The organism is Flavobacterium sp. 90 (assembly GCF_004339525.1).
Classification (GTDB): domain Bacteria; phylum Bacteroidota; class Bacteroidia; order Flavobacteriales; family Flavobacteriaceae; genus Flavobacterium.
Window position 1 is genome coordinate 4,113,435 of sequence record NZ_SMGE01000001.1, and the last position, 12,402, is coordinate 4,125,836.

At 34.9% G+C, this 12,402-nt stretch carries 6 protein-coding genes; 5 read left to right on the forward strand and 1 reads right to left on the reverse strand.

Annotated features, from left to right (window positions below):
* Positions 1 to 10 precede the first annotated feature (10 nt).
* Entirely contained in the window at positions 11 to 2,824 is a 2,814-nt protein-coding gene (locus C8C83_RS17350; RefSeq protein ID WP_132011826.1) for a M16 family metallopeptidase, read from the forward strand.
* A gap of 190 nt (positions 2,825 to 3,014) precedes the next feature.
* On the opposite strand, the gene C8C83_RS17355 is transcribed toward C8C83_RS17350, so the two are convergent.
* Positions 3,015 to 3,761, reverse strand: coding sequence for an NUDIX domain-containing protein (locus C8C83_RS17355; protein ID WP_121329666.1), 747 nt, complete (start codon positions 3,759 to 3,761; stop codon positions 3,015 to 3,017).
* A gap of 391 nt (positions 3,762 to 4,152) precedes the next feature.
* Between C8C83_RS17355 and C8C83_RS17360 the strand changes: the two genes are divergently transcribed.
* The 4 genes from C8C83_RS17360 (at position 4,153) to C8C83_RS17375 (ending at position 12,190) form a co-directional block, all read left to right on the forward strand.
* Positions 4,153 to 6,411 (forward strand): TonB-dependent receptor, encoded by a 2,259-nt coding sequence (locus tag C8C83_RS17360; RefSeq protein ID WP_121329667.1) that lies wholly within the window; start codon positions 4,153 to 4,155, stop codon positions 6,409 to 6,411.
* A 12-nt stretch (positions 6,412 to 6,423) separates the two neighbouring features.
* Positions 6,424 to 8,736 carry a glycoside hydrolase family 3 N-terminal domain-containing protein gene (locus C8C83_RS17365; protein WP_121329668.1) on the forward strand — a complete coding sequence of 771 codons (2,313 nt, stop codon included), beginning with the start codon at positions 6,424 to 6,426 and terminating at the stop codon, positions 8,734 to 8,736.
* A gap of 89 nt (positions 8,737 to 8,825) precedes the next feature.
* On the forward strand, positions 8,826 to 9,713 hold the full coding sequence (locus tag C8C83_RS17370) for an alpha/beta hydrolase (RefSeq protein WP_121329669.1): 888 nt from the start codon (positions 8,826 to 8,828) through the stop codon (positions 9,711 to 9,713).
* A 26-nt stretch (positions 9,714 to 9,739) separates the two neighbouring features.
* Positions 9,740 to 12,190, forward strand: a complete 2,451-nt coding sequence (locus tag C8C83_RS17375) for a glycoside hydrolase family 3 C-terminal domain-containing protein (protein WP_121329670.1) — start codon at positions 9,740 to 9,742, stop codon at positions 12,188 to 12,190.
* Positions 12,191 to 12,402 lie beyond the last annotated feature (212 nt).

Sequence of the window (12,402 nt, forward strand, 5' to 3'; positions counted from 1 at the left end):
AAATATCAAAATGAATACTAAAAAAAATATCATCCTTGGAATTTTGTTTTTGTCTTTTAGCGGAGCATTTGCTCAATTCAAAACCACAATTCCGCTGAATAAAAACGTTACAACCGGAAAATTAAAAAATGGTTTGACCTATTATATTCTGCATAATGAAGAGCCAAAAGACAGAGCGAGTTTTTATTTTATTCAAAACGTTGGCGCTATTTTAGAAGATGACAATCAAAACGGATTGGCACATTTTCTGGAACATATGGCTTTTAACGGAACAGAACATTTTAAAGGAAAAGGAATCATTAAAATGCTGGAAAAAAACGGAGTAAGTTTTGGTAAAGATATCAACGCTTTTACCGCTCAGGACGAAACCGTTTATAACATTAGTACCGTTCCGGTTAACAACCAAAAACTAATTGATTCTACGCTTTGGGTGCTGCACGATTGGTCAGGTTCATTATCGTTAACAGATGCTGAAATTGATGCCGAAAGAGGCGTAATCAGAGAAGAATGGAGAACCAGAAGAACAAGTGATTTCCGTTTGAAACATCAAACAGATGCCGTTTTATACAAAGGTTCAAAATACAGTAAAAGAGACGTTATTGGAGATTTAGATATCATCAATAATTTTAAATATCAGGAATTACGCAATTACTATAAAAAATGGTACAGACCAGATTTACAAGCTGTTATTATAGTTGGAGATATTGACGTAAAAGAGATGGAGCAAAAAGTAAAAACGATATTCTCCGGAATTCCGCTTATGAAAAAAGCTGCTGTCAGAACTTATGAAACAATACCGAAACACGATGAATTGTATTTTGGAACTGCCTCTGATAAAGAAGCTTCTTCAACCGTAATTACTTTGAGATATATTTTTGATGAACCATTGGTAAAAGACAGTTTGGTAATACGCAAAAATGTAATGAACTCTTTTTATACCAATATTTTAAACAATCGTTTTAAAGAATTGATCTTAAAAAATCAAGGTTCAAGTTTGAATTTGAGCAGTTATTTTGGCGGAATTTCAAGATTAAGCAACAGTTATAATATTTCGGCTTCAGCCAAAAAAGGAAAATCTTTAGAAGCATTTGAAGAAGCTTATACTGAAGCAGAACGTTTGAACCGATTTGGTGCTGTACAAGCCGAATTAGACCGAACAAAAAAGCTTTTTATCAGTTCATACGATGATTTTATCAGCAACAAAGATAAAGTAGACAGTGATAGTTGGGCGGATAAATTGATTGATTATTTCTTAAAAGCAAAACCGTTTCTAACGGCGGAAGACGATTATAAGCAAATTGTAGGCATTATAAATAGTATTTCGCTTGACGAATTAAATGCGTATGCAAAAACGATTCAGAAGCCAACAAATCAGGTTGTTTTAGTAACAGGTTCTGATGAAGATAAAAATAGTTTTCCTACCAAAGAAGCAGTTGTTAACGTAATGAAAAAGGTAGAAAGCAAAACGTTGGAACCTTATGTTAAAAAGGTAAATAATGCACCTTTAGTAGCAAAAGAACTAAAACCTGCTGCGATTAAAAAAACATTTGAAGTAGCCGGAATCAAAGATGCAAAAGGATATATTTTAGAAAATGATGCTAAAATAATTGTATTGCCAACAACGTATTCTCAAGATCAGATTGTGTTTTCGGCATATTCAAAAGGTGGAAAATCATTGGTAAAAACAGAAGATTTATCCTCAGCAGAAATTGCAACTACAATTGCAAAATCATCTGGTTTAGGAAATTTTGATAACATTGGTTTAAAAGAAAAACTAACCGGAAAAGTTGCGCAGGCGAGTCCGTTTATTGGCGAAAATACACAAGGTTTTCAGGGAAGTTCTAATAAAGCCGATTTCGAAACAATGCTTCAGTTGGTTTATCTTTCTTTTGAATCGCCTCGCTTTGATCCAAATATTTTCAATATTCTAAAAGAGCAATATAAAAACCGTTTAGAAACTATTAAAAAAGATAACGGAAGCGTTTTTAAAGACTCAGTTGATTTGGCAAATTCGAATCATAATCCAAGAACTTTTTTATTCAACGATAAATTTCTGGAAACAATCGACCTGAAAAAAGCGGAGAATATCTACCGTGACCGAATTAAAAATGCAGCTGATTTTACATTTATTTTCGTTGGAAATATTCCGGATTCAGCATTAGAATTAATTCAGAAATACATCGGAAATATCAATTCTAATCCAGCTTTAAAAGAGAATTTCAAAGATCATAATATCGAACCTGCAAAAGGTAAAACAGTAGTTCATTTCAAACGTCCGATGGAAGTTGTTAAATCGACGGTTTATCTTAGTTTGACTGGAAAAACAGAATACAGCAAAGAAAATGCATTGAGTATTTATATCATAGGCGAAATATTATCAAAGCGATTTTTGCAAACCATTCGTGAAGAAGAAGGCGGAAGTTATGGTGTAAATGTAGGAGGAAATCTGGAGCTAATTCCAAAACCTACTTTTGATCTTTCCCTGACTTTTGATTGTGATCCTGATAAACAAGAAAAATTAATGCAGATTGTCTGGAAAGAATTAAATGATTTAAAAACGAATCCAGTCAATGCAAATGATTTAGAAGATATTAAAAAAGCACTTTTAAAGAGCAGAGAAGAATCACTTAAAACCAATTCTTTTTGGAACAATACGATTTACAATAACAGCTTAAATCAGATTCCGTTTTTGCAGGATGAAGAATATAAAAATTTAATTTCTAAAATTAATCAAAAAACTATTCAGCAGTTTAGTAAGCACGTCTTGGATAGTTCTAGTAGTGTCGAAGTTATTATGAGCCCTGAAAGCCAATCAGGGAAGTAAAATACTTTAGATTCATTTTTATTTTATTAGTCATTAAAGGTTGTCTTCCCCAAGGCAGCCTTTTTTGTTTTGTACCATTTAATTTTATAATAAAAAAAAACAAAAACTGACTGATTTTCAGTAAGAATACAGGCTTTTTTTAGACATTCTCCAGGAAAAGAAAATAATAGGTTTTGAAATTTTCGATGTTTTACCAGCTTCCTTTTAGACCTTCTTTCAAAGCATTGTTATATTTTTCTAAATCAAAACTATACAAATCCGGAGCTTTATGTGCGCCACCTTTTCTTGATTCATCTAGTTTAACTAAAATATCATAACGCAATATCTTGCGATAAAAATTACCACGATTGAGTTTTTTGCCCAAAATAGCTTCATACAATTTTTGAAGTTCCGGCATCGTAAATTTCTCCGGTAAAAGATTATAACCAATCGGGTGATTGTTTAATTGCTCGCGAACGGTAAGCAAAGCCTTGTCAAGAATGCTTCTGTGATCCATCATAAACGCAGGAAGATTATCCACAGATTGCCATTCGACATTAGTAGAATATTGGTCAATAACTAAATTTACTTTAGAATATTCTGCCAATGCATAATATCCAATTGAAACAAATCGCTGTTTGTTCCAGATGGTGTCATCATGTTGCTCAAAAGCACTTTCAGAACGTTTAAGATTTCCAAAAGTATAAAATTGCTGTAAGTAAATATTCTCTGTTCCGGTTCTGTCTTTTAAGATGCGAACTGCAGCATCATCAACGTTTTCTTCTTTTTTTACATAACCTCCCGGAAGCCCCCAAGAATCCAAATCCTTCATCTTTACCGTTAAAACATGAAGCGAGTTTTCTTTAAAGCTAAAAATGGCACAGTCGATAGAAAGAGTCGGTATATATTTTTTAAACGACTCTTCAGATTGTATTTCAAGTATCTTTTTTAATTCCATTCGGCTATAATTAATTCCAAATTTAAGCTTTTTGAAAGTTAAAAGTCAAATCACTACAATTTTTTCTGACATTTTGTTTTTAGGCGAAAGAAAAAATTGAGTTTATAAAAGGGATAAATTCCGAACCTCTTTTTTGTCCTCATTGTTTTAAGGTCATCCTGACTTTAACCACTGTTTTCAATACTTTACGCAAACGAGGTAGTTGTTTTTTTTCTGTTTTAGAACTATGCAATGATAATTCTTCTTTATTGTTTTTATGGAATTTAAAGGTTGATAATAATGCGATTATGAAAATTATTAAGGTATTTATTTGTTGATATGAGAATTTGTTTTTAATATTGCTTCATAATGAAGCAATGAAACTAAACTTACTTAACTTAAATACCACATTATGAAAAAAATGCTCATTTCAGCTATCTGTATGGCTGTTTTTCCAATTATGGAAACCTATTCTCAAGAGGATAAAAAGCAGCAAAAACAAACAGATTCAATTAAAAAAACAACCAAAATAGTAGAGACAGATACTAAAGAAGAAAAAAATAGAAACGTAATGCTTAATGCGGCAAATAATACCGGACCGCGTGATGTAAATATCGGATTACCTTCAACTGTTGGAGGAATTACTATTCAGGAAAATGATTTGCCGGTGGTATATTATTTCTGGCCAGAATTACCAAATCGTACCTGGAGACAAAGCAAAAGTTTAGGGCGTACAGGATTATTAAAAATTGGAGAAGCTGCAATTACAACCGGAGATTTAGGTTTTGCAGTAAACTCCTATACCAAACTTGGAACAGATAAATTGGAAGTTGTGGGTAATTTTTCAGGTTCAAGCTTCGGATGGATGAAAGGAGATTTGAATGTTTCTGGACCATTATCTAAAGGGTGGTCTTATACAATGGGAGCTTACGCCAATTTTGATCCCAATTCTTTCGATCTGAAATTTGCAAAGTATTCAGACCGAACTCAGATTTACAGAGCGGGATTAACCAAGAAATTCAATAACGGAAAAGGACAAATTAGCTTTACATACAAATATGCAAACTCAGCTTCTTTGACCAATTATGCCGTTTTTAGATACAAAGAAGGCGGAAAAGTAGAAGAATACAATGATTTTAGAATTGGTCGTGATTCGTATATCGTAAATGACGGAATCTTAAAATTCAAAGATATTTTGAGCGGCGAAACTAAATTTGCCGATATGGGCGGAAGCGACGCAGCAACAACTTCACACACATTTGATGTTTTAGGAAATTATGATTTGGCAAACGACTGGAAATTCAATTTCTCAACTCGTTTCAGAACATCAAAAGCATCACAATTAATTGCAATTCCGTTGAGTATTTTTCAGGGAACTGCAGCAGATAATTTCACTTACGAAGCTACAGGTCAGCCTTATGTAGGAAACGTAAACTCTATGTTGGGATTATACACAGACGGAACGCCAACAACAAGCGCATTATCTCGATTTGAAATCACAAAGAATGTAGAAAAACACAAATGGAGATTTGGTTTATTAGAGTATTATTACAATGTTGATCAATTTACTTCAAGCCGTTCTTTCTTTAACCAAACTGTAAGTGCAAATCCGGATAAATTGGTTCGTAATACTCCGGGCGGAACTTCAAATACAGATGCTGACGGATTTTACAATTACAATGTTGGAGGAGAATATCACAACGGTTTCGAGAATAAATTATCAGGTTATTTCTCTGATAACTGGACAGTTTCAGATCGTTTAACGCTGGCTTATGGTGTAAATTTAAGATACCACAAATTAAAAGGAGATTATTATCAGACGCCAAGAACTCCAAATTTAGTTTTTGATCCAAGTCAGAAAACGTATTTTGATAATAACTGGTTTCATTTAGGAGGTTCTATTAATGCCGTTTATAAAGTTACAAAAAGTGCCGGAATCCTTGCCGATTTCACTTACACAGAAAAAAATGGTCAGTTAGAAAGTTATTCCGGAGCAGTTGCGCCAAATTTAACAAAGACTAAAAGTCCTTTAGCAGCGTTTGGATTGTACTACAATCAGGAAAAATTTAGTATAGTTTCTCAGGCAACTTACTTAACGAGAAATAATTATCAAGCGAGATTAAATTTGGTGAATCCATCAAATGCAAGTCAATCAGAAGTTGCAACCGTTTTCTATGACATTCAGACTTTAGGCTGGACAACAGATATCGTGGCAACACCATTTAAAGGATTTAATCTTCATTACTTAATTACATTCCAGGATCCGGTTTATAAAAACTATGATTTCTCAGCTTTCGGAAATAATTATTCTTATAACGATAAAAACGTATTGGAAATTTCTAAAGTTTTAATGGAAATCGATCCAAGTTATACTTACAAAGATTTCAAGGTTTGGGCGAGTTTCCGTTATTTCAGTAAACAATATGCAAACTTGACAAATGCTTTATTCTTCGCACCAAGATGGGAAACTTTTGGTGGAGTGAACTACAAAATCAACGATCATTTTGATATTGGTGTAACTGCTGTAAACTTCTTGAACCAAACTGGCGCAAAAGGAACAATCAACGGAGCAGAATTAATTACAGATGCTTCTGCTTATTACGACAAACTTTTGGTGGGATCTTACATTCGTCCATTTACTATAGAAGCGTCACTTAATTTCAGATTCTAAATTTTATTTCGCATGAAAAAAATAATTATAACTGTTGGATTCGCTTTTTTTATAAGCGTTACGATGCAGGCGCAACAAGAAAATTTCACGATTGTAAAAAATAATAAAGGTGCAGATTTGGGATATTCTCCCGAATCTGGCATCAAAATTTTAACCGTTAACGGAAAGAAATTTAAAGATTTAAACAAAAACGGAAAGCTTGATAAATACGAAGATTGGCGCCTTTCGGCAGATGAAAGAGCCAAAGATTTAGCTTCGCAAATGTCTGTAGAACAAATTGCAGGATTGATGTTATACAGTCGTCATCAAGCATTGCCGGCAGGAGTTTCTGGTTATAATGCAGGAACGTATAACGGTAAAATATTTCCGGAAAGTAATGCAAAAGCGTATGATTTAACAGATCAGCAAAAAGCATTTTTAAAAGAAGATAATCTTCGTCATGTATTAATTACAAAAGTACAAAGTCCGGAAGTTGCCGCTTTATGGAACAACCAAATGCAGGCTTTTGTAGAAGGAATTGGATTGGGAATTCCGAGTAATACGAGTACAGATCCGCGTCATACAGCAAATGTAACGTCTGAATTTAACGGTGGAGCAGGAGGAGAAATCTCAATGTGGCCCGATGGATTAGGAATGGCTTCGACTTTTGATCCAAAAATTGTAGAACAGTTTGGACAAATTGCGGCCAAAGAATATCGCGCCTTAGGAATCGCAACGGCTCTTTCGCCTCAAATCGATTTAGGTTCTGAGCCAAGATGGTATAGAATTTCGATGACTTTTGGCGAAAGCCCGGCTTTAACCAGAGACATGGGAAGAGCTTATATTGATGGTTTTCAGACTTCATACGGAAAAGATGAAATCAAAGATGGTTGGGGTTACAAAAGTGTAAATGCGATGGTAAAACACTGGCCAAGCGGTGGCGCAGAAGAAGGTGGACGTGACGGACATTGGGCTTACGGAAAATTTGCGGTTTATCCCGGAAATAATCTGCAACAACATATTGATCCGTTTATCAATGGCGCTTTCAAATTGAAAGGAAAAACGAGTAAAGCATCGGCAGTAATGCCATATTACACGATCACTTTTGATCAGGATAAAAAATACAATGAAAACGTAGCAAACGGTTATAGTAAATATATTATTACCGATTTATTAAGAGATAAATACGGCTACGATGGCGTTGTTTGTACGGATTGGTTGGTAACCGGAGACGAAGGAAAAACGCCTAATTTATTCGCAGGAAAACCTTGGGGAGTTGAGAATCTTTCTATCAACGAAAGACATTACAAAGCGATTATTGCCGGAGTAGATCAATTTGGCGGAAATAATGATAAGAAACCGGTTTTGGCGGCTTATGAAATGGGAATCAAGGAATTTGGAGAACCTTTTATGAGAGCACGTTTTGAGAGATCTGCTGTTCGATTATTAAAGAATATTTTTAGAGTTGGTCTTTTCGAAAATCCATATTTGAATGTGGAAGAAACAAAAGCAGTTGTTGGAAATCCTGAATTTATGAAAGCAGGTTATGATGCACAATTGAAATCGGTGGTATTATTGAAAAACAAAGCAGCTATTTTGCCTGTAAAAGAAAGGAAAACAGTTTTTATTCCGAAGATTTATACGGCTTCAACCAAAGATTGGTGGGGAATTGCAAGTCAGCCAAAACTAGAATATCCTGTAAATCTGGAATTGGTAAAGAAATATTACAATGTTACCGAAGATCCTTCAAAAGCTGATTTTGCAATTGTTTTTGTAACCAGTCCACAGAGTTTAGAAGGTGGTTATGATTTAAAAGACAGACAGAATGGAAGCAATGGTTATGTGCCAATTTCATTGCAATACGGAACTTATACAGCAACCGAAGCCAGAGCAAAAAGTATTGCTGCGGGAGATCAGGTTATTGATCCAACAATCAAAGACAGAACTTATAAAAATAAAACCGTTACTGTTGCCAATACAATGGATTTGAGAACAATTCTCGATACAAAAGATATGATGAACGGAAAACCGGTTATTGTTTCGGTTACGGCTTCAAAACCTATGATTTTTAATGAATTCGAAAATCAAGTCAACGGAATTGTATTGAATTTTGGAGTTTCGACACAAGCAGTTTTAGATATTATCTCAGGAAAAACAGAACCTTCAGGATTGCTTCCTGTTCAAATGCCGGCAAATATGGAAACGGTTGAAAAACAATTTGAAGACGTTCCTTACGATATGATTCCGCATAAAGACAGCGAAGGAAATGTTTATGATTTTGCTTATGGGTTGAATTGGAAAGGTGTTATTAAAGACGCCAGAACGGAGACTTATAAGAAGCAGTAATTTTTTGTACGATTCCCTAAACCTAACAGGTTTTTAAAACCTGTTAGGTTTGTTAAGACGCAAAGTAAACACGATAAAAAACAATTCACATGAAAAATAAAATCACCATACTATTTGCTTTTCTAATGCTTGCTGCAACAACTGCAAAAGCACAGGAAACTGTAAAACTATACGCGGGAAAAGTTCCGGGATCTGAAAACTGGACGCAGAAAGAAGCTCAAATGTATTCGGATCTTTTTAAAACCGAAGTCGTTTATAATATAACCGATCCATCTTTATTGGTTTACCAAGTTCCGAAAGGAGTAAAAAACACAGGAACTGCAATTGTAATCGCTCCAGGCGGAGGTTTTCAGAGTTTATCAATCAACAGAGAAGGAAAGGAACTGGCTGAAATTTTAAGCAAAAAAGGAATCACCGCTTTTGTTTTGAAATATCGCCTGAACAAAACCGAAACCAATGATCCGGCAAGAGAAATGATGGACAAATTGAAAGACAGAGCAGCTTTTGAAAAAAACTCTTTGGCAACTATCAAATTAGCAGCACAAGACGGAAAAAATGCTTTGAATTATGTTCGAACTAATGCTTCAAAATACGGAATCGATACAAAGAAAGTTGGAATTATAGGTTTTTCAGCAGGAAGTACGGTTGCAATGGAAACGGTTTTAGACAATAAATCAGAACAATTACCAGATTTTGTGGCTAATATTTACGGAGGTCCAAGACCGGAACTTTTGAGTGTTGCAACTCCGGAGAAAAAGATTCCAATGTTTGTTTGTGCAGCAAGTGATGACCAACTGAAATTAGCTCCAAGAAGTATTCAGATGTACAATAAATGGTTGGAAGCAGGACAAAGCGTTGAGTTACATATGTACTCAAAAGGCGGACATGGTTTTGGAACAGGAAAACAAAATTTACCTGTCGATTCATGGGAAACTCGTTTTGAAGAATGGCTGACATTACAAGGTTTTCTAAACTAAATTAAGGACTTTAAAACTATCTATATATGAAAAATAAACTTATAAAAACCGGAAAAATAACGCTTTTAACGGCGTTGGTGCTTTCTAATTTATCATGGAATACAGTTCCGAATGATGAAACGAATCCGCCGATTTTAACTGTTAAGGGATTTAAATTTGCTGATTTCAACAGAAACGGAAAACTTGATATTTGGGAAGATACTCGTCTTTCTGCCAATCAAAGAATTGATGCGATCATCAAAGAAATGACCAATGCAGAAAAAGTAGAACTTCTTATTGGAACAGGAATGCCCGGAATTGAAGTTTTAACAGGTCCTGTTGGAGATTCTAAACAAGGTTTAGTTCCCGGAGCTGCGGGCGGAACCGCTGCTTTTGAACGTTTCGGGATTCCTGCAACCGTTGTAGCCGATGGTCCTGCTGGATTAAGAATTGCGCCAACGAGAGAAAATGATTCGAAAACATATTATGCAACAGCATTTCCGGTGGGAACGGCTTTGGCTTCAACGTGGAATAAAGCGCTTTTGGAAGAAGTTGGAAAAGCAATGGGAAATGAAGTAAAAGAATATGGTGTTGATGTTTTATTAGCGCCAGCTTTAAATATCCACAGAAATCCTTTGAACGGAAGAAACTTCGAATATTATTCTGAAGATCCGTTGATTTCAGGAAAAACCGCTGCTGCAATTGTAAACGGAATTCAGTCGCAAGGCGTTGGAACTTCGATTAAACATTTTGCGGTAAATAATGAAGAAACAAATCGTTTAACGATCAATGCGCATGTTTCTGAAAGAGCGATCAGAGAATTGTACTTAAAAGGTTTTGAAATCACGGTTAAAGAATCTCAGCCTTGGACAGTTATGTCATCTTACAATAAACTGAATGGCGAATATACGTCTGACAGGAAAGATTTATTGACGGAGGTTTTGAGAAACGAATGGGGTTTTAAAGGAATCGTAATGACGGATTGGTTTGGTGGATTTCCGGGTTTTGAATCCATTTCTAAAGGTTCAAATTCTGATGTTGTCAAGCAAATGATTGCCGGAAATGATCTTTTGATGCCGGGAATTCCGGTTCAGAAAAAAGCATTATTAGAAGCTTTAAACTCAGGTAAATTATCTCAGGAAGTGGCAAATACAAATGCGAAAAGAATTTTAGAATATATTTTTCGTACACCAACTTTTGCAAAATACAAATACAGCGACAAGCCAAATCTGACTAAAAATGCCGAAGTAACAAGAAATGCGGCTGCAGAAGGAATGGTTTTACTAAAAAATACCAACAATGCTTTGCCTTTTGCTGACAAGCAAAAAGAAGTTTCAGTATTTGGAGTTACTTCTTATGCGTGGATTACAGGAGGAACCGGAAGCGGAAGTGTGAATAATAAACATACTGTTTCTCTTTTAGAAGGTTTAACAGCAGCAGGTTATAAATTAGACAAAGAATTGGTTGATTTGTATAAACCTCATGCAGAAAAAGAAGTTGTAGCCGAAAAAGAACGAAGAAAAGCAAGAGGAATTTTGGCTTTGCCGGAGAGACTTCCAGAAATGAAAATGGATGATGCTTTTCTGGCTAAAAAAGCGGCAAGTTCTGAAATTGCATTTGTGACTTTAGGAAGAAATTCAGGTGAAGGCGGAGACAGAGTTGTCAATAACGACTTTAATATGGCTGATGAAGAAATTGAAATGCTGGATAAGATTTCAAAAGCTTTTCATGCCAAAGGAAAGAAAGTTGTGGTTATTCTGAATATTGGCGGCGTTATCGAAACTGCTTCTTGGAAAGATAAAGTTGACGCTATTTTATTGGCATGGCAGCCAGGTCAGGAAGGCGGACATTCTGTTGCGGATGTTGTTTCCGGAAAAATAAATCCATCAGGAAAATTGACAATGACTTTCCCAACGAAATATTCAGATACGCCTTCGGCAAAAAACTTTCCGGGACTTCCTTTAGACAATCCAAAAGAGGTTACTTATGAAGAAGGTGTTTATGTTGGTTACCGATATTTTAATACATTCAATATAAAACCATCTTACGAATTTGGTTTTGGAAGTTCTTATACCACATTTGATTACAGCAATGTAAAATTGAGTTCACCAACTTTCAAGGATAAATTGACGGTTTCTGTTACGGTAAAAAATACAGGAAAATTGGCTGGAAAAGAAGTGGTGCAAGTTTATCTTTCGGCTCCTGCAAAAACTATTGATAAACCTAAAGAAGAATTAAAAGCTTTTGCAAAAACAAAAGAATTAAAACCGGGAGAAAGCCAAACGTTGACTTTGACTTTATCGCCAAAAGATCTGGCTTCTTTCTTAGAAAACAAAAGTGCCTGGATTGCCGAAGCGGGAGAATATAAAGTGCTTGTTGGTGCCTCTTCTTTAGATATTAAACAGACAGCTTCTTTTAAAGTAGAAAAAGAAATTACAGTAGAAAAAGTAAAGAAATCTTTTGAATTAGATTCAAAATTCACAGAGCTTAAGCCCTAAATTTAGTTAGTTAATTGTTGAAAAAACCATCTCGATTTTTTTCGGGATGGTTTTTTTTATTTATAATGTGGCCTCGAAATTCTATAAATATTGGCGATAATATAGAACGCGGATGACGCGGATTCGCTTTGCGAAAACACGGATTAAAACGGATTTTATTAGTTCGATCTTGTCAATTTCGATTTCTATGATAAAACCAAATATAATAGATT

Bases quoted from the DNA above. Each gene is read 5' to 3' on its own strand.
- C8C83_RS17350 (WP_132011826.1), top strand. From the start codon at position 11: ATGAATACTAAAAAAAATATCATCCTTGGAATTTTGTTTTTGTCTTTT.
- C8C83_RS17355 (WP_121329666.1), bottom strand. From the start codon at position 3,761: ATGGAATTAAAAAAGATACTTGAAATACAATCTGAAGAGTCGTTTAAA.
- C8C83_RS17360 (WP_121329667.1), top strand. From the start codon at position 4,153: ATGAAAAAAATGCTCATTTCAGCTATCTGTATGGCTGTTTTTCCAATT.
- C8C83_RS17365 (WP_121329668.1), top strand. From the start codon at position 6,424: ATGAAAAAAATAATTATAACTGTTGGATTCGCTTTTTTTATAAGCGTT.
- C8C83_RS17370 (WP_121329669.1), top strand. From the start codon at position 8,826: ATGAAAAATAAAATCACCATACTATTTGCTTTTCTAATGCTTGCTGCA.
- C8C83_RS17375 (WP_121329670.1), top strand. From the start codon at position 9,740: ATGAAAAATAAACTTATAAAAACCGGAAAAATAACGCTTTTAACGGCG.